Consider the following 24,997-nt stretch of genomic DNA (forward strand, 5'->3'; position numbering starts at 1 on the left):
ACGAGGTGAAAGAGGGGAGAGGTTAAAGGTGTATATTCCAAAGTATTTCAGAGTAGAAGATAAACATGAAGTGATAGAGTTTATAAAAAAACATTCATTTGCTACGATGGTTTCTTATCAAGAGGGGAAGCCGATTGCCACTCATTTACCATTTGTAGTGGAAGAAAGAGGCGATGATTTATATTTATGTGGGCATCTTGCACGTCCCAATCCGCAGTGGAAAAATATAGAGGAAAATGCACAATTATTGGTGATGTTTCAAGGACCACATGCGTATATTTCATCTTCTTGGTATGATCATGAAAATGTTCCGACTTGGAACTATATGACTGTTCACATATATGGAACTGGAAGTAGGGTTAGTGAAGACGCGATGAGGCAATCGCTCACTCTCATGCTAGAAAAGTATGAAACAGGTAGAGAGAATTCCGTACTTATGGACACATTATCTCCTTCCTTTATAGAACAACAGATGAAGGGGATTGTTGGGATCGAAATTAAAGTGAATGAAATAGAAGCACAATATAAGTTAAGTCAAAATAGAAACAAGATTGATTACGATAATATCATAAAAAAATTGCATGAAGAGAATGAAGTGTTGTCTAGTGAAGTTGCAACTAAGATGCAAAAGAAACGTATGAAAGAATAAGACTTGGATATGCGGGTTTTTAAAACGCATATCGAACCTATGGAGCATGATGAAATGGAAGCCTTTTACACATAATAGAAAAGAAACAATTCTGTTGAAGGAGCATTCATACAGGACATTCACATAATCAGGTTCATTTACAAAATAAAAAAGCATTGATGCTTGCCTTCATATTAACAATGAGTTTTATGATTGCGGAAGTCATTGGCAGAGTTGTAACAAATAGTTTAGCACTGTTATCGGATGCAGGGCATATGTTAAGTGATGTAGTGTCACTTGCCCTTAGTTTACTTGCTTTTAAACTCGAAGAAAAAAGATACTAAAAAGTGTCATGACATCTTTTGCGGAACATATATATATATAATGTGGCCACAAACGGTTTGTAAGGTAAATATTTCATGAAATTACTTTAATTCTAAATTATCATCTTTTATAATCAAAGTGGTAATTGATAAAGATTATCATTTTCAATGATTGTGGAAAGGAGTTTTTAAAAAGATGAGTAATCAACTCCGTTTTGCTGTTGAAAATCGTAAGAGGCATTTAATTGATCAGTTAATTGGGGCAGGTGTGTTTAAGATTCTCGATCGACAATTATACGAGCTTTCCTTAGACGAACTAGAACAAGAGTATAAAGACATTGAGAAATATGCAGAGGTTCATGCATAGTCATATAGAGCGCTGAACATAAATCCCCTTAAGTGTATCGAACTTAAGGGGATTTTCATGTGAACGATAAAAAATAAACTACGTATTAGAAATGATTTTTTGAATCTCTTCCATTGGTCGCAACCAGTTTTGAGACATTATTTTTTCCATTTGTACGGAGTCACGATTTATTAATGCTTGAATGATTGCGTTATGTTCCTCAATAGATTGGATGGCAGGAACGAAATTTTGGAAGAAAAGATATTCAAGACGCAATACATGAAGTTGTATGTTTGCTAAGAAGGGCTCAATGTATGTATTATTGGCGATTGATACGATTATATTATGAAATTGTAAGTCTAAGTTCATTGCACGTTTTGAGTCCTTCTCATCAATGGCATGTTTAAATTCGTTGTTTATGAGCGTAAGTTGTTGTATATCGTTTTCTTTTATATGATGAATGGCTTGTTTTCCTACAATGGTGTGAAGACCAGCAATTGTTTCGTAAATGACCGATATATCTTCTAATTTTATAGGTGAAATTTTTGTTTTTTGTCCTCGAACCATCTCGACAAGACCCGAGAGTTCTAACACTTGAAGTGCCTCTCTTACCGGTGTCCGACTTACTCCTAAAGCCTCCGCAAGCTCACTGTCATTAATTTTTTCATCAGGTTTTAAGACACCTTCAATAATCCAATCTTGTAATTGGTTAAGAACGAGAGATTTAGCAGAAAACCTTTCTTGTTTCGTAAAATTTTGAGGAATAGGCATGACAAAACACTTCCTTTCATTTGTTATTTCTAAATCTATATAAAAATAAATCCTTGTTGAGCCATTTATATAAATCCATTTTGATTTTTCGACATATAGCCGCGGTTATGGATAACAAAAGGTGACCTGCACTCGTTTTCTCTCTTTGTTTTCACTATGTCTGGGCAGGAAAAGGATCTGACCGCTTCTATGCATGGTCGGATGCTCTCTCCCACCTAAAAAGAAGGGGTTTATGTCGGCTTTTTAATTTGGATTTATATAAGAAGTTTGGTGAGAGAGAACAAAAACATTACTGTATGTTTTGTTCTTTCGTATCAACTAACCTTAGTTTTCGTTCTGTTTCATCAGGTTTTTGGCTGAGTAAAAGAACCATTACGATTACACATAGCGCTCCAAATAATTGGATGAATTGAAATGGAACATGCAAGATAAGTACGGAAGAAATGATAGCTGCAAGTGGTTCTGTACAACCGAATAGAGTAGTCTCTTTCGGAGTAAGATACCGTATGCTATCTAAATATAGATAGAAAGCAATAAGTGTTCCAAAAATCACGACAAATGCAATTAATAATAGAGTGTTTAGCTCTAGATGTTTTACGTCTGCAAATAATATGAACTGGTTTGTAGAAAGAAAGTTTAAGAGTGTGACTCCGGCTCCTCCTATAATCATTCCCCATCCGACAATAATAGACGAAGACCACTTTTCTAATAATTCTTTTGAATAGAGTGTATAGAATGCTAAAGATAAACCAGATAGAATTCCCCAAATAACAGCAGGTGTAGAAACCGCTAGATTATGAATGGATCCATTTGTTAGCAAGAAAAAGGTTCCGACTAAAGAGAGTGCGATTGAAATGGAATCAATTTTAGTAGGACGAATATTCCATTTGAAAATAAGAAAAATTGTAATAAATATAGGGGCTAAATATTGTAATAATGTTGCAACCGCGGCATTTCCTGCATCAATGGAAGCAAAATAGGTGTATTGTACACCAAGCATTCCTAATAATCCAAACAGAATCATTTTATTGGCGTCAGATTTTTGTTTCCAAATACCGAACACCTCTGATTTTTTACTTCCAAATGATGAGAATAAGAGCAAAATACTGCCTGATATTAATAATCGAACTGTAACTAACCATTCAGTTGAAACATTTTCTTGTTGAAACAGTTGTTGTGCTGCAGTTCCGGATAGTCCCCATAAACTGGCACCCGTAATAACCATTATAATACCTTTCAATCTTCCTTTATCCATTATGGACTCATTCTCCTTTCAATGAGAAAGTTAAATTCATTTGAGATATTGAATACAATATGTAATATATCACGTAAAGTATCAAAGGGAAACTAAAAATTCTGATTTTTGTAACGAGAAGCATATTGTTATGCAGTGATGAATGAATGTATGTATGTATGTATGTATCTTTATCTTGCTCTTTGTCGGTACATCATTTTGTTCCTTATGTTTCTATTTCTAAAGATGTAATCTATTGTATGAAAATTTTTATTTACTTTTTTAAAATAACGGAGTATCATAAACGACAGTTTCAAATTTCTAAATCGCTGAAACCTTATGGTACGGGGGAACCGTTTTTGTGGATTGATACATAATCCAAGGGGTGAATCCTTGCAAGGTAGGGCTACTCAAAGGCCCGAATCCGACAGCTAACCTCGTAAGCGTTATATGAGAAGGAAGGTGGAGCTTGTGCGACAAAAAAATTGATGTCTACAAGTCTATTTGTTATGACTTGTAGACATTTTTTAATTTTCGGGAAAATAAGTTTTTAACCGGAGTGTTTATTTCACTAACAGAGAAATAAACGTATAAAATTATTGGAGAGTGAACATCAGTGGTTTCATCCATAAAGAGATTTTTAATTGGTCGACCGTTAAAGTCAACCGAATTAGGAGAGCAAAAACTTAACAAAACGAAAGCGTTAGCTATTCTTTCTTCTGACGCTTTATCATCAGTTGCATATGGTCCAGAGCAAATATTGATTGCTCTAGCTACAGTTGGCGCGTTAGCATTTTGGTATTCAATTCCTATCGCAATTGGCGTATTAATTCTGTTAACGGCTCTAATTTTGTCTTATAGACAAATTATCTATGCTTATCCTCACGGCGGAGGAGCGTATGTGGTATCAAAGGAAAATCTAGGTATAAATCCTGGGTTAATAGCTGGAGGCTCTTTGTTAGTAGACTACATTTTAACTGTGGCAGTAAGTGTATCTGCGGGTACAGATGCCATTACATCTGCTTTTCCTAACTTACATTCTCATACTGTGGTCATTGCCATCATATTTGTGGTATTTATTACAATCTTGAACTTAAGAGGTGTAACGGAGTCAGCTTCTGTTTTAGCCTATCCGGTTTATTTATTTGTTTTAGCGTTATTCATATTAATCGGTGTAGGTATATACAACATTGTAACGGGTGAGGTTTCGCCTAATTTACATACACCAATTGGTACACCCGTAGCAGGAATCAGTTTGTTTTTACTCTTAAGAGCATTTGCATCAGGCAGTTCTGCTTTGACAGGAGTTGAAGCAATTTCCAATGCAATTCCAAACTTTAAAGATCCCGCCCCTAATAATGCTGCTAAAACGTTACTTGCGATGGGTTTCTTACTTGCATTGTTATTTTCAGGAATCGTATATTTAGCCTATTATTATGGTATTACTCCTAGTAAAGAGGTAACAGTTGTCTCGCAAATTGCTGAAGAAACATTTGGACGGAACTTCATGTATTTCTTTATTCAAGGAACGACAGCATTGATATTAATCCTTGCTGCTAACACTGGATATTCTGCTTTCCCTTTACTGGCAGTCAATCTTGCAAAAGATAAGTTTATACCAAGAATGTTTACAGTTAGGGGAGACCGATTGGGATACTCCAATGGAATTATCATACTTGGAATTGCTTCAATTATCTTAATTATTGCTTTTCAAGGGCAAACAGAGCATCTTATTCCACTTTATGCAGTAGGAGTGTTTATTCCATTTACGTTGTCCCAGTCTGGGATGGTGGTTAAATGGATTCGCGAAAAGCCTAAAGGATGGATTTTAAAATTAACTATTAATTTAACTGGTGCCATTATTAGTTTTATAGTCATGAGTATGTTCTTTTTAACCAAATTTGCACAGGTTTGGCCAGTCTTGATTTTTTTACCTATCATCATTTTTGTCTTTCATAGAATTAGAAAGCATTATGAAGCAGTAGGTGACCAATTAAGTCTTACAACATGTGAGCCTATTGTGCCAATTGAAGGGAATGTAATCATTGTACCTGTGGCTGGTATGACTCATGTAGTAGAGAGCTCATTAAATTACGCTAAATCTCTTTCACCAGATCAGATCATTGCTGTTTACGTTTCTTTTGAAAGGGAAGATGAAAAAAGGTTTGAAGCAAAATGGAATAAATGGCAGCCCGAGGTTAGACTGGTGACACTGCACTCTCATTACAGAAGTATTATTCAGCCACTGACCAAATTTATTGATACAGTTCAATACAAAGCAACTGAAGCAAATTATCGGGTTACTGTGGTAATACCGCAATTTATTCCTAAGAAAGGCTGGCACAATATTCTTCATAACCAGTCTAGCTTACTAATTCGCGCATTCTTGCTTTATCGGAGAAATGTAGTTATCACGACTGTACCTTATCATTTAAAAAAATAAAGATTCCAAAACAAGAAAAGGTAGCTTTACTCATGTAGAGCTACCTTTTCTTGTGCTAACAGGTGCATTATTATACATTAACTACCGCTAAGTGAAGTTATGGTAACTAAAACAGCACCTAACCTTATTTTAATTAGATAAGGTTAGGTGCTGTTTTTATTACGAACGTTTTGTTTAATAAACTCCAACATTCCTTTTGAGAGGAAAATAATACTTACTACCCAAGTGATTCCTGATAAGGCCAATTGAAGGGAATTCTCTTCTGATGCCATATCGTAGTTAGAAGAGTTAGGTCCGATTAGCAGATTTATCCCGCATTAACGGGCAGTAATACCCCCACCTCAAAGTTCGGCAGGAAGCAAAGAAGTTAGGTGGGGGATAAACTGCCCGTAAAAGCCCGATTGGTTCAACTAATAATCAGTGGGGGATGAAGAAAACCCCCACTGATCAAAGTTTCACTTTATCAGAAGGAATAAACTTAAAGCAAGGGTTAAGAAGTGTGCAATAAACCAGATGATATTTTTTCTTTGTACTTAATGAACCAATAAATTAGAAGTATTAAAGAAATTATAACTACAAGACAGGAACCTGTAACTAAATATCCTCTGGTTATAATTTTAGAGTGGGAATAGCGTATAGAAAAATGTTTGGAAAGTGTCATAGATAAAGAGGACAAGCATATTTTTAACTATGAACAAAACGGAGGCGAGGAAGTTGATTTTTACTAGAGTTTCAAAAGAGTTAATTGGAATGTTTCTTATTGCCCTATTTCTTTTTTTACTGTTTTTTGTTGACTTTACAAATCTATCAGCTCTGCAAAAAGGTATTCCGAAAGAGTGGCTTAATGTAAATACGATTTTTTTAAGTATCTTTTTTGAAGCTGTGCCATTTATATTACTTGGGGTATTAATCTCTTCTATCATTCAAGTATTTGTAACGGAGGAAATGATTCAAAAGGTCTTGCCACGGTCAGCAATAATCGCCATCATTCCAGCGGCATTTGTGGGTGTAATTTTCCCTATGTGTGAGTGCGTCATTATTCCTGTAGTGAGAAGACTCATTCAAAAAGGCTTACCTCTTCATGTTGGGATGGTCATTTTAGTAAGTGCTCCGATCTTAAATCCGATTGTTTTCTTATCAACGTATTATGCGTTTCGAACAAATACGACCATTTTATATGCTCGTTTCGGGATTGCATTGCTCGTTGCCTTATTAATTGGACTTATTGTGTATTACGTATACCGCGGGAAAAATGTATTAAAGGATGACAAAGTAATCTCTCATGACGAGAAGAACAAAAGTTGGAGGGATGTTACAAGTCATGGGGTTAATGAATTTTTTGATACAGGAAAGTATTTATTGATTGGCGCTTTTTTAGCAAGCTTATTTCAAACATTTTTAGATCGGAATGTGCTTGCAGAAGTTGCAAGCAGCGGTGTTTTTTCACCATTGGTCATGATGGTTTTTGGCTATGTCTTATCGCTTTGTTCAGAAGCAGATGCTTTTATTGCCGCATCGTTTGGTCATATATTTTCAGCAAAAGCACTTGTCGCCTTCCTTGTATTTGGGCCGATGTTAGATTTGAAAAATACATTGATGTTATTTGCTTATTTTCAAAAGAGATTTGTGTTGTTCTTTATCGGAATTGTGACAACAGCTGTGTATATAATTGTTCAACTTACGATGGGGTAGGGGGAAGAAATGGTGAAAATAAAAAATAAGAAAGAGTTTCATACGTATATTCGAGGCATTATTTTACTTGGTTTTGCGATGCTCCTGTTTAAGCTTCTCGTGACAGGAAATATGGAGCACTTTATTGCACCAAAAATGATAAAATTTATGTATTTTGCGTTTATCAGTTCACTTGTTCTTGGATGCTTACAAGTATGGGGTAGCGGAGAAGAAGAGCAAAAGGCTTGTCATTGCTGTCAAGATCATACATTACCAAAATCAAAAATAGGAGCTTGTATGTTATATGCAATTTTTTTGATTCCCATTGTGAGTGCATTTTTATTTTCAAATGTGACGATTGATGGGAATCTAGCAGCAAAACGTGGTATGAACCAAAGTGCGCAAGCAAAGCAACAGCCAGCAAGCTCCGACTGGAGAGCGTTATTAGTGGATCAAGAAGAAGAACCAATTGCGAATCTTCCTACTTCACAACAGTCACTGGAGGAATTAGAGAAAAACATAACAAAGCAAAAGTCGATTCAAGTGGATGATAAAAATTACATTCCAACGATGAATCTAATCGGTCAAGATGTACTTGGATTTAAAGGGAAACAAATTACATTTACCGGTTTTATTTTTAACGATAAAGAAGTGAAAGGTGATGAAAAAGTAGTGGCTCGTTATGGGATTACGTGCTGCGTGGCAGATGCTTCTGTATGGGGGATGATCGTTTCAGGCGAAGAAATAAAAACGTTGCCGGAAGAAACATGGGTGAAAGTAACCGGTATATTAGATGAAACGATATATAAAGGGACATTATTTCCACTTGTGAAAGTTAGCAAACTAGAAAAAATTGAAAAGCCGAAAGAGCCGTATGTGTATGATGTGTTGCCTCAGCAATGAGCGGTGGTATGAGATGAGGGTTAACTTTTTAAGGGGTTTTGTATAAGCTGATAGAGAAATAAAAGCATAAACTCAGGAAATAGAGAGAGTTTGTGCTTTTATTTTTAGAGAAGTATAAATAAAAATACAACTTTTTTTAAGAGTTTTCATTGCGAAATGCTCGCTCTACTTTTACAATAGAAAAGGTTGTATATTTATTATACTAAAAAAACAAATCGAAATAATATGAAAATTATAGTCTGTCTTGGCATATTGTATAAAATATACATGTAAGACGATGCACATCATGTTATCGACTTGTAAGGAGAGAAGCAAATGAAAAGTGTAAGATTACCATCGATTCCAGAAATCATCATTCTTTTATTATTGTTTCTTGCCGTCGTCTTTTCCTTTCAAACGATTTTTAATCTGCCAATTCAATTAGCGTTATTTATTTCATGGTTTTTAGTGATTGGTCTTGGCTTACGATTAGGTTTTGGTTATCAAGAATTGCAAGATGCCATTACGAAAGGGATTTCTAACGGATTAGAGGCTATTCTTATTTTAGTTGCGGTTGGAGCGCTAATTGGAACGTGGATTGCAGGCGGTGTTGTACCGACGTTAATCTACTACGGATTAGAATTTATTCATCCGAGCATTTTCTTACTAGCAACATTAATTATTTGTTCAATTACTTCTCTTGCAACAGGTACATCTTGGGGAACAGTTGGGACAGCTGGTATTGCTATGATGGCAATCGGTGAAGGTCTTGGCTTACCGCTTCCATTAGTTGCTGGGGCAGTTCTTTCAGGCGCATATTTTGGAGACAAGTTATCACCACTTTCTGATAGTACAGTACTTGCTGCTTCTATGGCGAAAGTAGATGTGATTGCACACGTTCGTGCCATGCTTGTGTTAGATGTGCCAGCATACATTATTACAGGACTTATGTTTACAGTTGCAGGCTGGATGTATGGCGGGAAAAATGTTGATTTAGGTAAGGTTGAGTTTTTAAAAGAATCCTTATTAAAACATTTTGATATCAAAATCTGGATGTTAGTTCCAGCTCTCGTTGTTCTTGTACTGTTAGCAATGAAGCGTCCATCTATGCCAACGATTGCAATGGGGGCATTACTTGGCGCGATTTGGGCAGCATTGTTCCAAGGTATGAATTTCGGTGATGCGATTGGAACAGCATATAATGGATTCTCTATTCAATCTGGTGTTGATTTCGTTGATAAACTGTTAAACCGAGGCGGCATTAATGGCATGCTTGGTTCAGTGGCAGTTATTATTTTCGGACTTGGTTTTGGAGGATTGCTTGAAAAGTTAGGTGTACTAAAAGTAATCGTTTCAAAATTCGAGAAGAAATTAAATTCTGCGGGAAATGTAACACTATCTACATTAATCGTTGCCTTTCTAGCAAACGTATTTGGCTGTGCGATGTATGTATCACTTATTTTAACGCCAAAAATTATGCAAGAGAGCTATGATAAACTAAAACTTGACCGCCGTGTATTAGCTCGTAACTCAGAAGTAGGTGGAACTTTAACTTCAGGTATGGTTCCATGGTCTGATAACGGTATTTTCATGGCTGGTATTTTAGGTGTCGCAACATTATCATACATTCCATTTATGTGGATGAGCTTTGTATCATTAGCATTAGCAATTATTTATGGATATACAGGCAAATTCATTTGGTATGTGGATGATGCTGAAAAAGGGAAGCAAGTATCATAATAACAAAGAGGTCATCTTTTGCGAAAAGCAAAGGGTGGCCTCTTTTACTATAAGTACATATATATTTTTTATGTCGTATTACTTGCGATTGGAGTGTGTGGCTGGTTTTTATCACCTATCCCATCTGAAAAGAATTGAACTAAAAGTGTCAAGAGGATATAGAGGGAGTTTACGTTTTTCAATGAATTTTCTCTATGCGAGTGAGAATCCTTATCATTCGAACGGAAGTCTGTTAAAATAGGAACGTAGGTATTTTATTTTCAAGGGGATGAAAAAATGGAGTACAGAATTGAAAGAGATACATTAGGAGAAATGAAAGTTCCAGCTGATAAATTATGGGCAGCACAAACGCAGCGTAGTAAAGAAAACTTTCCGATTGGTACCGAGCATATGCCGATTGAAATTGTGCAAGCATTTGCGATTTTAAAGAAAAGCGCCGCGATTAGTAATCAGAAATTAGGAAAGCTATCAGAAGAAAAAGCAACTGCAATTGTTGAAGCGGTTGACGAAATTTTAGCAGGAAAATGGAATGAACATTTTCCGTTAGTTGTTTGGCAAACAGGTAGTGGCACGCAATCTAACATGAATGTGAATGAAGTAATCGCAAACCGCGGGAATCAAATTTTAAAAGAAAAAGGGCTTGATGTACATATTCATCCAAATGATGATGTAAATATGTCACAAAGTTCAAATGATACATTCCCAACAGCGCTTCATGTTGCTTGCGTTGTTGCGGTAGAAAATCAAGTGCTACCTGCAATCATAAAATTAAAAGAAACATTACAACAAAAAGTAATTGATTTTCAACATATTATTAAAATTGGTCGTACGCACCTGCAAGATGCAACGCCATTAACATTAGGACAAGAAATTAGTGGTTGGCATCGTATGCTTGAAAAAACAGAGCGGATGATTGCAGAAAGCAATACATACATGAAAGAACTCGCAATTGGTGGTACTGCCGTTGGAACAGGGATTAATGCCCACCCGAAATTCGGCGATATGGTTGCAGAAGAAATTAGCAAGTTTACAGGAAAACAATTTGTATCGGCACCAAACAAGTTTCATGCGTTAACAAGTCACGATGAAGTTGTATTTACACATGGTGCTTTAAAAGCGTTAGCTGCTGATTTAATGAAGATTGCTAATGATGTACGCTGGCTTGCAAGTGGTCCACGTAGCGGACTTGGTGAAATTATTATTCCTGCAAATGAACCAGGAAGTTCGATTATGCCAGGTAAAGTAAACCCAACGCAAAGTGAAGCATTAACGATGGTTGCAGCGCAAGTAATGGGGAATGATGCAACAATTGGATTTGCAGCGAGCCAAGGTAATTTTGAACTAAACGTATTTAAACCAGTGATTGCCTATAACTTCTTACAATCAGCTCGTTTATTAGCGGATGCGACAGCTTCATTTAACGATAAATGTGCAGTTGGTATTGAAGCGAATGAAGAAGTGATTAACCAAAACGTAAATCGTTCATTAATGCTTGTTACAGCTTTAAATCCGCATGTCGGTTATGAAAATGCGGCGAAAATTGCGAAGCATGCACATAAAGAAGGTTTAACGTTAAAAGAAGCAGTGTTGCAATCCGGATTATTAACAGAAGAACAATTCGATGAAATTGTTGATCCGCAGAAAATGATTGCTCCGAAGGAATAAGCTTAATAGTTTAAAAAAGACAGGATTCTCAAATGAGGATCCTGTCTTTTTTAGCTAATAACGGAATTAAGGTAAAGAATCTCATATGAAAAATGAAGAGCATAAATTAATTTATGATAAAATATTGGTAATAAAAGTAAGGTGATGACAATGTTGCTGATTCTGGTGAATGTTTCACGAATCGAGGTACTATCTAGGGGGTTTATTACAGATTTAAACTCGTTTATATATTTAATTTAATATATTATTTTATAGATATTTATATCATAACTATATAAATTATAATGATAAGTAATTTATATAGTTATGATATATTTGTACTTTCCTGTTTAAGAATCCTTACTATAAAAGGATTCTTTTTTTGTTCCATCATACGATAAATTAAACAATCTAGATCTTGGCTAAAATCAATGACTTTTTCATGATCTAAACCGTAACTTGTAACGAGTTGGATTAATTCCTTTTTTTTCTCTTCTATTATGTTGTGTAGCTTCCTCATCTCCATATCTATGCATAAACTCCTCCATCTCATAATATTACTTAAAAAATTATAGATTATTTTCATATATAGTGGAATAGTCTGATTAAATGAAATAGAACATTTTTGTGACAATTTAAGAAAAAATAAGATCGAAAGCCTCGATCTTATTTTTAGCATATTCACCTCAAAATATTGGCTTGATAGCGATGTGGTAGCATCAGGAAAATACAGATTTACAACAATAAGCCGATGTCACAATAAAAACCTGCTGTTTTTTACAACGTTAAGATGTTTGAGACAAGGTATATGGGACGTTTTGAAGCCTTAATTCTCAAGATTTCAATCTTGTATCAATATGGTTACTCTATTGGGACGGACTAAGAAACATTGATATACAGGACTTCTTGCCTTTAACGTTGTAAAAGCGCAAAATCCTGATGCTATCCTCTTATGAAAGAAGAAACGAGCTTTTCGTCTGCTACCGCTAAGTGAAGTTATGCTAACTTCGCTTAGCGGTAGTAAACATGGTCTTTAAGCTTTAATCATTACTAACATGTCTTTAATTGCATTTATTACAGTTTGTGGACGATCCATGTGAATTGCATGTCCAGCATCTTCAACAATTATGTGCTTACTGTTTGTAGATAATTTAGCAAGATTTTTGTGGAATGATATCCAAGCAGACATAGATTCTGGCGTGTGATGAGGTTGTAAACCACCTGTCATCACAATAAGCGGGATATTGCCAAGTGATTTGGCAACCCGAGCTTGTTCTAGGCTTTCTTCAATCTCACTAAGAGAACCTTCAGCAACAAATTGACTGAAGTACGCTTCTCGAACTTCTTTCGAAAATAAAGGAGCCATTATTTTATTTTGATCTTCATGACATGAATCTAAAAGGATTACTCCTGCTATCTCTTCTGGATATGTACTGGCATATAGTCTAACATTTAATCCTCCAAATGAATGACCAACTAACACGTAAGGAGGCTTTACATTTGCTTTCTGAAGTAACGTGCGAAGATTTTCAACAGCTTGTTGACTATGGCGAGGTTTTTTATCATTTTCACTTTCACCGATACCTGCTCTGTCATAAATAAACATTTTTGTGAGCTTTGAAACTTCACCTTTGATGGGTTCCCAATTATTTAATGTCCATCCATATCCAGAATCAAAAACAAAAGTTGGATTTTCATTGTTTTCACCAAAATGTTCATAATAGAGTTTAGTTCCACCTATATCTAATTTTTGACTTACTTTCGTTTTAGTAATTTCATTCATAATATGACCCCCAAGTTTTTCCTTATTTATTGTTGTTTTAACAATAAACGTAAAATAGCTATTTGACAATATATTATTACGATTAATCAATTTAATCAGATTAGATATGAAAAGTATCAAGTACATTGTCTTTATTTTATTTGATACATATAGATTTGATGTTTATAAGAGAGAATCATTTATGGTAGACATTTTTAAATTCGTTTGAAAAATAGGTAAACAAATTATTGAAATGTTTATTATGGTTATGATAAGATGATGGAGTAGAAATAAACGATATCGGGATTTGTTTGTATTTAAAATAAACTTTTTGGAGGATTGTTTAGTATGAGTGATATTTCAGAGTGGTTTTGGAACGCCTCAGTTGAGGAGCTGAAAAAAGGATATGTATTTGAAAAGGATACGGAAGAATACATTTGTTTAGCATGTGGAGAAAAGTTTGTGAAGGGTGTTATTTATCAAGAGGAGAATGTTTTTTATGAAGCGGAGAAGTTTACACAGCTGCATATCGTAAATGAACATACTTCTATGTTTGAATATTTATTAGGTCTTGATAAGAAATTGACAGGTTTAACAGATTTGCAAAAGAAAATGGTGCAGTTCTTTCATATGGGCTTAAATGATAAAGAAATTGTGAAAGAAATGGATGGTGGAAGCACATCAACGATTCGAAATCATCGCTTTACATTAAGAGAGAAGATGAAGCAGGCAAAAGTATTTTTAGCTCTTATGGAGTTGTCGGAGGAAAAAGCGACGAATCAATCTAAATTTCTTCCTGTGCATCGTACAGCTACGATGGTTGATCAAAGATATGATGTTACGGAAGCGGAGAGTGAAGAAATTTTACATTCGTATTTTACAGAAGGATTAGATGGTCCACTTTCTAGTTTTCCGAAAAAACAAAAGCGGAAATTAGTAATCTTGAAGCACTTAATGAAAAACTTTGATAGCAGTCAAAAATATACAGAAAAAGAGATTAATGAAATTTTAGAGCGTGTGTATCATGATTACGTCACGTTAAGAAGATACTTGATTGAATATGGTTTTCTAGACAGAACACCTGATGGAAGTAAGTACTGGGTTAAATTATAAAGTGAAACTTAATGCGAAGGAAGAATTGAAAAAATTAGAAGAGAAATGGTTGGGGAAGCTTGAGCCATTTGGAGAGTGCGGATATAATCGCACAACATCTCAATGAAAGGAGAAATGAAATTTGAAACCACCTACAGATAACAATCAAGAAGGTGTAGAATCACAGAATCAGGAAAAGGAGAGTAAACCGATATGGCGTTCTATGTCCATGTTTCTAATTCCTTTGCTTTTGAGCAATATACTACAATCAGTTGGACAACTATTTGGTATGGTAGTGGTGGGGCGTTGGCTTGGCATTAATGCTTTAGCTGCCATTTCGGCTTTCTTTCCATTGTTTTTTCTACTTGTTTCATTTGTAATTGGTATTGGTTCTGGTAGCTCCATTTTAATTGGTCAGGCTTTTGGGGCTCGTAATGAAGAACGCTTAAAAGCAATCGTTGGTACAACGTTGACATTTACGTTTGTTCTTGGGGCGATTTTAGCGGTAGTCGGAAGTATATTTGCTATGGATATTATGCGTCTTATGGGTACACCAGAAAACATTATTGACATGAGTGTTCACTATGCGCGAATATTATTTATCTCTATGCCAATCTTATTCTTATATTTTGCGTATACGACGTTTATGCGTGGTACAGGAGATTCGAAAACACCATTTTACTTTTTAATTGTTAGTACAGCACTGAATATGGCATTATTACCTGTTCTTATTTTTGGTTGGCTAGGTCTTCCGCAACTTGGTGTTTACGGAGCAGCATACGCATCGGTCATATCAACAATCGTAACATTTATTAGTATGCTCATTTATTTAGGAAAAACGAAGCATCCACTGCAATTTGATGTAACGGTTCGAAAATATCTTCGCATGGATTGGGACCTGTTAAAATTATTGTTACGTCTTGGTATTCCGGCGAGTATTAATATGATACTAGTCTCATTATCTGAAATTGCGGTTATTGCGTTTGTGAATCGCTTCGGATCGGATGCGACAGCAGCATATGGGGTAGTCAATCAAGTGGCAAGTTATGTACAGATGCCAGCGGTGAGTCTTGGAATTGCTGTGTCTATATTTGCTGCACAGTCTATTGGAGCAAATCAATTCGATCGATTACAGAAAGTCATTCGAGCAGGAATCGTATTGAACTATATAATCGGAGGCGTATTAATTACTCTTATTTATGTATTCTCACAACAAATTTTAGCTTTGTTCCTAACGAGTCAGAGTACCATTGATATTGCACATAGCCTGATCATGATTACACTATGGAGTTATTTAATTTTCGGTCATGCGCAAATTATTGGTGCGACAATGCGTGCAAGTGGAACAGTACTGTGGCCGACTATTTTCGGTATCGTATCCATCTGGCTTGTGGAAGTACCTATTGCATATTTCCTTTCGTATCATACTAGCCTTGGCATAAAAGGAATATGGATTGGGTATCCAGCTGCATTTATTGTGAGTTTAATTTTACAATATGGGTACTATCGATTTTCGTGGAAGAAGAAGCGTATTACGCGCCTTATTAGTTAATAAGTAAAAAGTGTTTAACCAAACAGTAGATGGCCTCGGTATTGTGGTATTATCCCCCTATAGTAGACAGTTGAAAGAAAGTTACTGTACTGTTTATTATAGAGGGGATTTTTTTATGGGGAAAAACAGAAGAACTTTTTCAGTTGATTTTAAAATGAAAGCTATCTTTTGCTATTGAATTTATCCCGCATTAACGGGCAGTAATACCCACACTGATTAAAGTTTCACTTTATCTTTACCAATATTAGATAATCGTTTTCATAATGAAATAGAACATATCGTTTAGAAAAAGATGGGTGTGAAGTTTAAATTATTATGTTATTATTATCAATAATGACAATATAATTATTATTGATAATTTATTTAGGGGAGTGATGGATATGAAAACGCATTACGATTTAAAAGAAATTGATATTATGTCTTTCTTACCAATTATTTTACCAGTACTGGCTATAGGAATAATTTTGATTTTAATAGCATTAATTGATTTATATAGAAATAGAGAAACAAGAAAAAATGTTTTGATGTGGAGTCTTATCATTATTTTTATAAACACAATTGGTCCCATTTTGTACTTTGTTATGGGTAGAAAGGATAGTGAAAGAATATGAAATTAGAAATTAAAAATGTTACGAAAAAATTTAAAGAAAAAACAGCTGTAAATAATTTTTCAATGGAAATACAATCGGGAGAATGTGTAGGGTTGATTGGTCCTAATGGAGCAGGTAAATCGACACTAATAAAAGTGATTTCAGATATTATTGACCCGAGTATGGGAGAAATATTGCTTGATGGCAATAAAATTTCGGAAATGAAAAAAGAAATAGGTTACTTACCGCAATACCCTAACTTTTTTCACTGGATGACTGCAAAAGAAACTCTTACTTTTATGGGGCAACTATCAGGACTAAAGAAAGAGGTATTAACAACAGAGGTTCCAAAAATATTGTCGAGAGTAGGGTTAAGTGGTGAAGAGAATTCAAAAGTTGGGACTTTTTCAGGTGGAATGAAACAGAGACTTGGAATTGCACAAGCATTGTTACATAAACCATCTTTGATTGTAATGGATGAACCGGTATCAGCATTAGACCCGATTGGTCGAAGAGAAGTACTTAATCTAATAGAAGAAATTAAGAAAGAAACGACTATTTTATTATCAACACACATATTAAGCGATGCAGAAGAGATATGCGAAAGATTTGTAATTATAAAAAATGGAGAGAAAATTGAAGATACAACTATTGCAGATTTATTAAATCGAAATAGCAAAAATAAAATTAATTTTGAAGTGACAGCTAAAAAACAAGAATGGATTGAGTTTTTGAAAAAAACAAATTATGTAAAAGGGGTAGAAGTAATAGGAAATAAAGTGAGAATAGAAGTTGAAAATATAGAGTTAAACAAGAAAATGTTGCTAAGAAGTGCTCTGGAACATGATGTTGATCTTGTAAAATTTGAAATAAATAATGATACATTAGAAGAAATATTCTTGAAATTGGTGGTGTGAAAATGAATAATTTTACTGTATTAACCAAAAAAGAATTTGTTCAAATGATACGCGAATTTAAAGTTTTTTGGCTACCTATGGTATTTATATTTTTAGGAATAACGCAACCAGTTGTTAGTTATTATTTACCAACAATATTAAAAGCTCTAGGTGGGGGACAAGGTATTACAATTGATCCTAGTATGGCAGCTCAAAAAGGTGGAGAAATACTTGCAAGTACAGTAGGGTCTCAATTTGATCAATTAGGGATTATGATTATTGCGATATCTATGATGGGGGTAATACAGGGCGATAAAGCAAATGGTATGTTGGCTTTTATTCTTACAAGACCGGTAACTGTCGTATCCTATATTAGTGGAAAAATTATTTCAAATTATATATTTATTGCTTGCAGTGTAACGTTAGGCTACTTTAGTTCATACCTGTATATTAATATGTTATTTACAAATGTTAATTTTGTAGACATGATAATAGCTTTACTATTTTATCTGTTATGGGTTCTATTTATGGTATCATTCACTACGATGATAAGTACAGTTTTTAATACTGCTGGAGTTATTGCATTAATATCAATTGTATTCCTACTTGGATGTAGAATAGTGGTTGGCTTAAGTCCTATTATAGATTTTATAAACCCAGCCAGTATGAGTAAAAATGCTATGGAGGTATTAACTATAGGAACAGTTAATACAAATGCAATTTGGAATGTATGTATGACACTTGTATGTATTGTACTAACAATCTTAGTTACGAAGTTTTGGATTGCTAATAAAAAATTCACTAATGAATAAGTATATAAATACAAATTAAAAAACCGACATAAACCCCTTTTTTTAGGTGGGAGAGAGCATCCGGCCATGCATAGAAGCGGTCAGATCCTTTTCCTGCCCCATGCTAAGTGAAAACAAAGAGAGAAATCTAAATAGATCTCTGTTCAATGAAAGAACTTTGTATTAATCTATGCTTAGGGAGGGTTTCCATGTCTTTCCTTGTACCATATTGGAGACACATCAGGGAATGTTTCACCTACTGAATTATAGTGAAATACCCCAACTATAAACAGATAAAATAATATGAAATATTACATATCACAATGAGTTGTCATCATTTATTTGGAATTACTGCGTAAACCTCGATTCCGTTAGAAATCTGTATGGATTTTTCAAAATCATACTATATTTGCACTAGAACCGTATTATGTTTGACGTTTTATTTGTTTTGTACTACAATTTGTAGTGTGAGAGGAGGCCGAATATGTTCACACAAAACTATAAGTTAAATGAACAAGGCTTAAATCATTTCTTTGGACCGCTCGAAGCAAAAATTATGGAGATTGTCTGGAGTTCTCCGGACATAACGATTAAAGAAGTGCAACAAAAGTTAACGGAGGAATCTCCGGTGAACTTTAATACAGTCATGACTGTGATGAATCGGTTAGTAGAAAAAGGTCACTTGCAAAAACAAACGGTAAAAAGAAGTGGTGTATACCGTGCTGTACAAACAAAAGAAGAGTTTTTATCGAATCAGACGAAGAGAATGACACAAGAATTGATGGGTGAGTTTGGTGATTTCGTTGTAAATCATATGCTAGATGAGCTTGAACAAGCGGATCCAGTTTTAATTAAAAAGTTAGAAGAAAAACTACATCAATTGAAAAAAGAGGATTAGACTTGTGAAGTGGCAAATACGAAAAATTGTTTTGTTTACAAGCGTCATTAGTTGCCTTTTTCTCGGTATGTTAGTGTATTACGTTACATATCCATTTTTTTTGACGAATAAGGCATTTTTTCTATCACAGTTTTGTCTGTTCGAGTTACAGCAGCATATGAAAGAATTATCAATGATTCGAATCATGATGAGTGGCTTGTTGTTATTCACAGTATTTGTTGTATGTAAAAGAGTATGGAAGCAGTTTTTCTATAGTCGAAAATTAAAGCGGAATCTTATTTGTATTACTCGAAAAGAGAAACAGCTTTACTTGTTACAGACAACAGAAGTTGCTGCGTTCACAATTGGACTTATTCATCCGAAAATTGTTCTTTCAGAAGGTGTCTTTCAATCGTTTACGGAAGAAGAGATCGATGCGATTGTATTACATGAAGAATATCATCAAAAGAATCATGATCCATTAAAATTGTTTCTGTTTACAGTAGTAGCAGAAGGGATGATGTATGTTCCTGTTTTGGAAGGATTTTTACGGCGTTATAACACCTATCAAGAATTATTAGCGGACAAATATGCGATGGATCAAATGAAATCATCGTTCGAATTAGGTAGCGCATTGTTAAAACTAATCAAAATAAAAACAGTGTCTAATTCGTTTGTAACAGCATCGTTTGCAAAGACAGCAATCAATTTGCGTATAGAGCAAATTGTTAGTCCGTCATCCGTGAAAATCAGCATGCCGCTACATACAAACTCGGTATATATGACTACGGGGCTATTTCTTATCTCATTTGTACTTATTATTGGAGAGTGCATATAGCCTCTTTTTTAACTCAAAACACTACAATTTGTAGTGTTTTGTGAAGGAGGAAAATAATGAACGCAGCAGATTTGACGATATGGCTTGTAGTAGGGGCGGGGATTCTTTCATTCGTATCACCATGTTCTTTGCCGCTATATCCATCTTATTTATCGTATATTACAGGGGTTTCGATTCAAGATTTAAAAGAAAATCGTGGCATGATGCAAAAGTCGGCACTTATGCACACTTTGTTTTTTATGATTGGATTTTCCATTATATTTTACGCTTTAGGCTTATCCGTTAGCTGGATTGGTGTAACGTTTGCTTCTAACCAGCAGCTTATCCAGCAAATTGGTGGTATTTTTATTGTGGTAATGGGTTTATTTATGATTGGGCTCATTCAACCGAAATGGCTTATGTCAGAGAAGAAAATTCATTATAAAAGTAAATCGACAGGATATGTACGCTCCATTTTTGTTGGTATGACATATGCAGCAGGGTGGACGCCATGTGTAGGGCCAATCTTCTCTGCAGTATTAATGCTTGGGGCGACAAACCCAGATCAAGCGCTTCTATATATTACGGCATATACACTTGGTTTTGCGGTTCCATTCTTTGTTATGGCATTCTTCATTGGAAAGATAAAATGGATTGTTACATATGCGAACGTTATGATGAAAGTCGGCGGTGGGATGATGATCATCACAGGGGTGTTACTTTATACGAATCAGATGACGAAAATTACTGCCTTCTTTATTCGTTTATTTGGTGGATTTACAGGATTTTAAAAATAGGGGGAGAAGAAATTGAAAAAATTAATCGCAGTAATACTTGCTGGTGCTCTTATATGGGCAGGTGTTAACTTTTACAATTCAAAACAAGAAGAAAAGGAACGAAAAGAAAAGCAGGCAGCTCAGCAAAAGAAAGAAGTATTACCACAGCCAGGATTTAAAGCGCCAAAAATTACGCTAAAAGGTTTGGATGGAAAGTTACATTCGTTAAATGATGCAAAAGGAAAACCATATATCATCAACTTTTGGGCATCATGGTGTGGGCCTTGTGAGATGGAAGCTCCGGACTTAGTTCGACTGTATGATAAGTATAGAGGAGATATTGAAATCTTTGCAGTGAATGCAACGGTTGGGGATCCAGTACAAGAGGCACAAGCATTTTCAGAGCGTTTCGGATTTGAATTTCCTGTTTTACTAGATTTAGATGGAGTAGCGGGAATCGACTATAAAGTATTTTCATTGCCAACGACATTTTTTGTCGATAAAGACGGCATCATTGTCGATCAAGCACGAGGTGTATTACCTCCAGATCAGTTGGAAAAGAAATTTAAGCAGTTAATTGAGAAGTAAAAGGAGACCTCGTATTGATGATGGAATGGATGATGAAAATACAGCCGATTTCTCCCATATTAGGAAGCTTACTTGGACTTATATTGATGAAATTAAAATTGAAAAAACAGTGTATTCCGCATGAAACAATGATGGATGTGGTAACGAATGGTTTCATGATTATAGTAGTAACATGGAAATTTGCACCAGCAATTTTGAATCCGGGATGGACCATTCAATCTCCGCTCCAAGCATTGCTAACTGCCGGAGATGTGAAGCATATTGTAATAGGAAGTTTAATCGCAAGTGGATATGTAGTATGGAAAAGTAAAAAGGCTGATTTTTCGATTCGTGTATTACTAGATATACTGCCTTTTGGAATCGTAAGTATCCTCATTTTATATTCTCTATTTCACTCGCAATTTGGCACGAGAACGACAATGCCATGGGGTATGAGAATATATGATTCAAAGTTTTTGTATCATCCCATTTACATCTATGAAATTATAATTGCCATTTTTATGCTAGGGTGGTTATGGAAACAAAAAGATGTGCTAGGTAGTGGGAAATATATAAGCTATTTTCTCATTGCAGAGGGGATCGTACATATTTTTATCTCATTGATAAGCGAACAAATTCCATTTCTACTAGGGTTATCCTTACAACAGTTGTTCATATTTATTGTGATCAGTACAGGTATTGTATTATTTCCGAAAAAATAAAAGACATCGATGTGTGAACTATTCATGCATCGGTGTCTTTTTGTTTGTTGAGAAATGGATGGCGGAGCATCATATTTTTTTAATGGAATCATACAATAAATCACTTTTCTGTACTTTTGTAGATTGTATGAATCATAGTAAATGTAAAGGGATGTTATTAGTAAAGAGAGAAATAAAAAGTGAAGCAAGAAGACAAATATAATTTTCAGATGTGATAGAAAACGAAAATAGGAGGAATGCACAATGACATCATTTCTAATTATTTTATGTGCCGGCATACTTGTGTTAATCAGTCTCATTCATATGTACTGGGGGTTTGGAGGATCTTGGGCAAGTAAAGTTGTCCTTCCCATGAAAAAAGATAGTGAAGAATATGCTTTTGTTCCGCGGAAGGCGGGGACTTTTATGGTGGCGATTGCGGTTCTATTTTTTGCTATTGTGTTATTAGCACAGCGTGGATACATATCTTTTTGGAGTGCGAGTCGTATAACAAAATGGGGCTGTATCTTGTTGGCGGTGATCTTCTTTATACGTGCAGTTGGTGATAGGAAGTATGTTGGAATTTTCAAGAAGGTAAAGGGAACGCAATTTTCGATGTATGATACGTGGGTATATAGCCCACTTTGTCTATTTATAGCACTTACTTTTGTAGTTGCGATTTATAGTAACTGAAGAATATGAAGAAAACTTCTAGCAAAGGAAGTTTTCTTCATATTCTTTTTATAGTTGAATTTTACAATTAATTATATCGTCTTCATTACGATGCTTGTCGTTGCGGTTGGGCTCAAAAGAAAAAAGGTTGTACCTGAGACAGTTGGTATCTTCAAAACAGATAATCATTTGTTTGGAGGAATTTTACTTGGTACGATATTTTTTGTAGGTGCTTTAACATTTTTACCAGTGCTTGTACTTGGACCAATTGCTGAATTTTTGACTATATTTTTCGACATATAAGCCGCGGCTATGGATAACAAAAGGTGACCTGCACTCGTTTGCTCTCTTTGTTTTCACTTGGCATGGGGCAGGAAAAGGGTCTGACCGCTTCTATGCATGAATGGATGCTCTCTCCCACCTAAAAAGAAGGGTTTTATGTCAGTTTTTAATTTGTATTTATATATATCATAAAGTAATAAAGTGAGAGGAGTATAAGCCTCTCGTTTTTATTATGAATTTCTTTGTTATTTCTGACGTAGTTCATTATAGTATATATATGAGCTTTTGTAGAAGACAAGACTTTGATTTTGAGTTAAATTAGGTTATATCTATATAAATCCATTTTGATTTTTCGACATATAGCTGCGGCAATGGATAACAAAAGGTGACCTGTACTTGTTTGCTCTCTTTGTTTTCACTTGGCATGGGGCAGGAAAAGGAACTGACCGCTTCTATGCATGGCCGGATGCTCTCTCCCACCTAAAAAGAAGGATTTTATGTCGGTTTTTTCATTTGTATTTATATATGAGAGTCTAATTACTTCAATTAACTTATATATTGAAAGTTTCACTTTACATAATAAGAGGATGTGGATATACAATGTCAATACAGTCAAAATATTTAGCCGGCATTTCACTTGGGGTGATGGGAGTTGGTTTTGCAGCGACAATTCCATTCCAAGGCACAATGATAGGTGCGCTTGCACAGGGAGGGTTTGAAGCAGGATTAGTAGGTGGACTTGCCGATTGGTTTGCAGTTACAGCACTATTTCGTCATCCGATGGGGATACCAATTCCGCATACAGCACTGCTGCCGAAAAATAGGAAACGGATTACAAAAGGTCTCGTTTCGACACTTGAAAATGATTGGCTTACGAAAGAAAGCATTACAAATAAAATAAAAGAAATGCAGTTGGCAGAAACGGTGTTACACATCGCGGAAAGAGAGCTACATTCCGATGCTGTGAAGAAAGGAATCGTTACAATTGCTGAAAAAGCGATTCTTCAAATTGATACGAAGCAGTTAGCCGCTGTCGTTGAAAAAGAATTAAAGACGTATTTACATACAATCAATACAGGATATATACTTCGAGTACTTGTCGATCAAATGATTGAGAAGGAATATGATGAGAAAACGTTAGATTATATGCTGGTTAAAGCGAAAGAATGGACAGCACAAGAGGAAGCCCGTCATCAACTTGGCAATTTAGGTATGAAGGCGATGGAAAATATAAAAGTAGAGGGTTTCTTGCAGTTTACACTTAAATCTTTTATGAATATTGTTGATGAAGAAAAAATCGGTAGCATTTTGCAAAAGTTTATTATTAGCAATATTAGCAGTTTGCAGAATACTGATAATAGTACGAGACAACTTGTATTAACGAAAATTCGTCAAGAACTCACAAGTGTAAAGGAAAATGAAGCGGTATTAAAGGAAATAGAGAATTGGAAAGAAAACTGGATTGCGGATTGGAATGCTGCCGAGAAAATAACAGAATTGCTAGGACAAGCACAAGGGAGAGCAGTGGCTTTTATTCAAAACGAAGAGTTTGCAAATAAGTATCTTTTTCCGTTCCTAACATCACAAATGAAGAAAATAAAAGAAGACCCAGCAACAGTTCAAAAGATGGAAGAGTGGTTGCAAAAACAAATTGTCAATCTTGTTGAAAGCAATCATTCTAAAATAGGAAAACTTGTTCAAGAAAATCTTGATAAGCTTGATGATCAAACACTTATTGAGATGATTGAAAATAACGTTGGAAAAGATTTGCAGTGGATTCGTGTAAATGGTGCTGTTTGTGGTTTTATGATTGGGTTGATTTTAGAAGGGTTAAAAATGGTTATATAATGAAGTGTGACTTTAGTAGGTCATACTTCCAGATTTATTAGTAAATCAACAAATAAAGATAGGAAACAAAACCTTTCACATCCCACAAACTA

General features: G+C 35.0%; 23 protein-coding genes, 2 pseudogenes and 1 riboswitch. Of the genes and pseudogenes, 21 read left to right on the forward strand and 4 right to left on the reverse strand.

The genetic code is table 11. From position 1 onward, the window contains the following. Window positions 1-28: 28 nt before the first annotated feature. From QRE67_RS08175 to QRE67_RS08185, 3 genes and pseudogenes are all read left to right on the forward strand, one after another. The gene (locus QRE67_RS08175) at window positions 29-649 is read left to right on the forward strand and encodes an FMN-binding negative transcriptional regulator (protein WP_286124396.1); all 621 of its coding nucleotides are present in this window, start codon (window positions 29-31) and stop codon (window positions 647-649) included. 158 nt (window positions 650-807) lie between these two features. Continuing rightward, a pseudogene (locus tag QRE67_RS08180) lies at window positions 808-963 on the forward strand (cation efflux transmembrane domain-containing protein); the annotation flags it as partial. A 184-nt stretch (window positions 964-1,147) separates the two neighbouring features. After that, window positions 1,148-1,318 carry a Fur-regulated basic protein FbpA gene (locus QRE67_RS08185; protein ID WP_286124397.1) on the forward strand — a complete coding sequence of 57 codons (171 nt, stop codon included), beginning with the start codon at window positions 1,148-1,150 and terminating at the stop codon, window positions 1,316-1,318. Window positions 1,319-1,396: 78 nt separating this feature from the next. On the opposite strand, the gene QRE67_RS08190 is transcribed toward QRE67_RS08185, so the two are convergent. After that, window positions 1,397-2,068, reverse strand: coding sequence for a GntR family transcriptional regulator (locus QRE67_RS08190; protein WP_286124398.1), 672 nt, complete (start codon window positions 2,066-2,068; stop codon window positions 1,397-1,399). Between the two features lie 289 nt (window positions 2,069-2,357). Then, window positions 2,358-3,323, reverse strand: coding sequence for a DMT family transporter (locus QRE67_RS08195; RefSeq protein WP_286124399.1), 966 nt, complete (start codon window positions 3,321-3,323; stop codon window positions 2,358-2,360). A 296-nt stretch (window positions 3,324-3,619) separates the two neighbouring features. Continuing rightward, window positions 3,620-3,764: riboswitch (cyclic di-AMP (ydaO/yuaA leader) on the forward strand. 154 nt (window positions 3,765-3,918) lie between these two features. Here QRE67_RS08195 and kimA point away from each other — a divergent pair. From kimA to fumC, 5 genes are all read left to right on the forward strand, one after another. Continuing rightward, on the forward strand, window positions 3,919-5,745 hold the full coding sequence (gene kimA, locus QRE67_RS08200) for a potassium transporter KimA (protein ID WP_286124400.1): 1,827 nt from the start codon (window positions 3,919-3,921) through the stop codon (window positions 5,743-5,745). Between the two features lie 714 nt (window positions 5,746-6,459). Beyond that, on the forward strand, window positions 6,460-7,437 hold the full coding sequence (locus tag QRE67_RS08205) for a permease (protein WP_286124401.1): 978 nt from the start codon (window positions 6,460-6,462) through the stop codon (window positions 7,435-7,437). Between the two features lie 12 nt (window positions 7,438-7,449). Beyond that, window positions 7,450-8,319: a TIGR03943 family putative permease subunit gene (locus tag QRE67_RS08210; protein ID WP_286125216.1), complete on the forward strand. Its 870-nt coding sequence runs from the start codon at window positions 7,450-7,452 to the stop codon at window positions 8,317-8,319. Window positions 8,320-8,634: 315 nt separating this feature from the next. Beyond that, window positions 8,635-10,038 carry a Na+/H+ antiporter NhaC gene (gene nhaC / locus QRE67_RS08215; RefSeq protein WP_286124402.1) on the forward strand — a complete coding sequence of 468 codons (1,404 nt, stop codon included), beginning with the start codon at window positions 8,635-8,637 and terminating at the stop codon, window positions 10,036-10,038. 276 nt (window positions 10,039-10,314) lie between these two features. Then, the gene (gene fumC, locus QRE67_RS08220) at window positions 10,315-11,703 is read left to right on the forward strand and encodes a class II fumarate hydratase (RefSeq protein WP_286124403.1); all 1,389 of its coding nucleotides are present in this window, start codon (window positions 10,315-10,317) and stop codon (window positions 11,701-11,703) included. Between the two features lie 304 nt (window positions 11,704-12,007). Here fumC and QRE67_RS08225 read toward each other — a convergent pair whose 3' ends face one another. Together QRE67_RS08225 and QRE67_RS08230 are read right to left on the reverse strand one after the other, a co-directional pair. Continuing rightward, the gene (locus QRE67_RS08225) at window positions 12,008-12,268 is read right to left on the reverse strand and encodes an aspartyl-phosphate phosphatase Spo0E family protein (protein ID WP_483298669.1); all 261 of its coding nucleotides are present in this window, start codon (window positions 12,266-12,268) and stop codon (window positions 12,008-12,010) included. 447 nt (window positions 12,269-12,715) lie between these two features. After that, window positions 12,716-13,465, reverse strand: a complete 750-nt coding sequence (locus QRE67_RS08230; protein ID WP_286124404.1) for an alpha/beta fold hydrolase — start codon at window positions 13,463-13,465, stop codon at window positions 12,716-12,718. 327 nt (window positions 13,466-13,792) lie between these two features. Between QRE67_RS08230 and QRE67_RS08235 the strand changes: the two genes are divergently transcribed. The 13 genes and pseudogenes from QRE67_RS08235 to QRE67_RS08295 all read left to right on the forward strand — a co-directional run bounded on the left by QRE67_RS08235 (window position 13,793) and on the right by QRE67_RS08295 (window position 24,905). Next, window positions 13,793-14,557, forward strand: a complete 765-nt coding sequence (locus QRE67_RS08235; protein ID WP_286124405.1) for a DUF2087 domain-containing protein — start codon at window positions 13,793-13,795, stop codon at window positions 14,555-14,557. A 121-nt stretch (window positions 14,558-14,678) separates the two neighbouring features. Continuing rightward, window positions 14,679-16,088: an MATE family efflux transporter gene (locus QRE67_RS08240; protein WP_286124406.1), complete on the forward strand. Its 1,410-nt coding sequence runs from the start codon at window positions 14,679-14,681 to the stop codon at window positions 16,086-16,088. A 380-nt stretch (window positions 16,089-16,468) separates the two neighbouring features. Continuing rightward, window positions 16,469-16,699, forward strand: coding sequence for a PLDc N-terminal domain-containing protein (locus QRE67_RS08245; protein ID WP_286124407.1), 231 nt, complete (start codon window positions 16,469-16,471; stop codon window positions 16,697-16,699). Then, window positions 16,696-17,595: an ABC transporter ATP-binding protein gene (locus tag QRE67_RS08250; protein WP_286124408.1), complete on the forward strand. Its 900-nt coding sequence runs from the start codon at window positions 16,696-16,698 to the stop codon at window positions 17,593-17,595. The genes QRE67_RS08245 and QRE67_RS08250 overlap by 4 nt, the downstream gene beginning before the upstream one ends. A 2-nt stretch (window positions 17,596-17,597) precedes the next feature. Then, on the forward strand, window positions 17,598-18,386 hold the full coding sequence (locus tag QRE67_RS08255; protein ID WP_286124409.1) for an ABC transporter permease subunit: 789 nt from the start codon (window positions 17,598-17,600) through the stop codon (window positions 18,384-18,386). A gap of 463 nt (window positions 18,387-18,849) precedes the next feature. Next, window positions 18,850-19,263, forward strand: coding sequence for a BlaI/MecI/CopY family transcriptional regulator (locus tag QRE67_RS08260; RefSeq protein WP_286124410.1), 414 nt, complete (start codon window positions 18,850-18,852; stop codon window positions 19,261-19,263). 4 nt (window positions 19,264-19,267) lie between these two features. Beyond that, window positions 19,268-20,080, forward strand: a complete 813-nt coding sequence (locus QRE67_RS08265; RefSeq protein ID WP_286124411.1) for a M56 family metallopeptidase — start codon at window positions 19,268-19,270, stop codon at window positions 20,078-20,080. Window positions 20,081-20,136: 56 nt separating this feature from the next. After that, on the forward strand, window positions 20,137-20,850 hold the full coding sequence (locus QRE67_RS08270) for a cytochrome c biogenesis CcdA family protein (protein ID WP_286124412.1): 714 nt from the start codon (window positions 20,137-20,139) through the stop codon (window positions 20,848-20,850). Window positions 20,851-20,868: 18 nt separating this feature from the next. Beyond that, a complete protein-coding gene (locus tag QRE67_RS08275) occupies window positions 20,869-21,423 on the forward strand; it encodes a TlpA family protein disulfide reductase (protein WP_286124413.1) in 555 nt (184 codons plus the stop codon). 17 nt (window positions 21,424-21,440) lie between these two features. Beyond that, window positions 21,441-22,124 (forward strand): diacylglyceryl transferase, encoded by a 684-nt coding sequence (locus QRE67_RS08280; protein WP_286125218.1) that lies wholly within the window; start codon window positions 21,441-21,443, stop codon window positions 22,122-22,124. A gap of 243 nt (window positions 22,125-22,367) precedes the next feature. After that, window positions 22,368-22,796: a DUF3995 domain-containing protein gene (locus QRE67_RS08285; RefSeq protein ID WP_286124414.1), complete on the forward strand. Its 429-nt coding sequence runs from the start codon at window positions 22,368-22,370 to the stop codon at window positions 22,794-22,796. A gap of 78 nt (window positions 22,797-22,874) precedes the next feature. Further along, window positions 22,875-23,078, forward strand: a pseudogene (locus QRE67_RS08290) (potassium-transporting ATPase subunit KdpA); the annotation flags it as partial. A gap of 579 nt (window positions 23,079-23,657) precedes the next feature. Continuing rightward, window positions 23,658-24,905 (forward strand): DUF445 domain-containing protein, encoded by a 1,248-nt coding sequence (locus QRE67_RS08295; protein WP_286124415.1) that lies wholly within the window; start codon window positions 23,658-23,660, stop codon window positions 24,903-24,905. The last annotated feature ends 92 nt before the right edge of the window (window positions 24,906-24,997 follow it).

This window comes from Bacillus sp. DX3.1, assembly GCF_030292155.1.
Taxonomy (GTDB): domain Bacteria; phylum Bacillota; class Bacilli; order Bacillales; family Bacillaceae_G; genus Bacillus_A.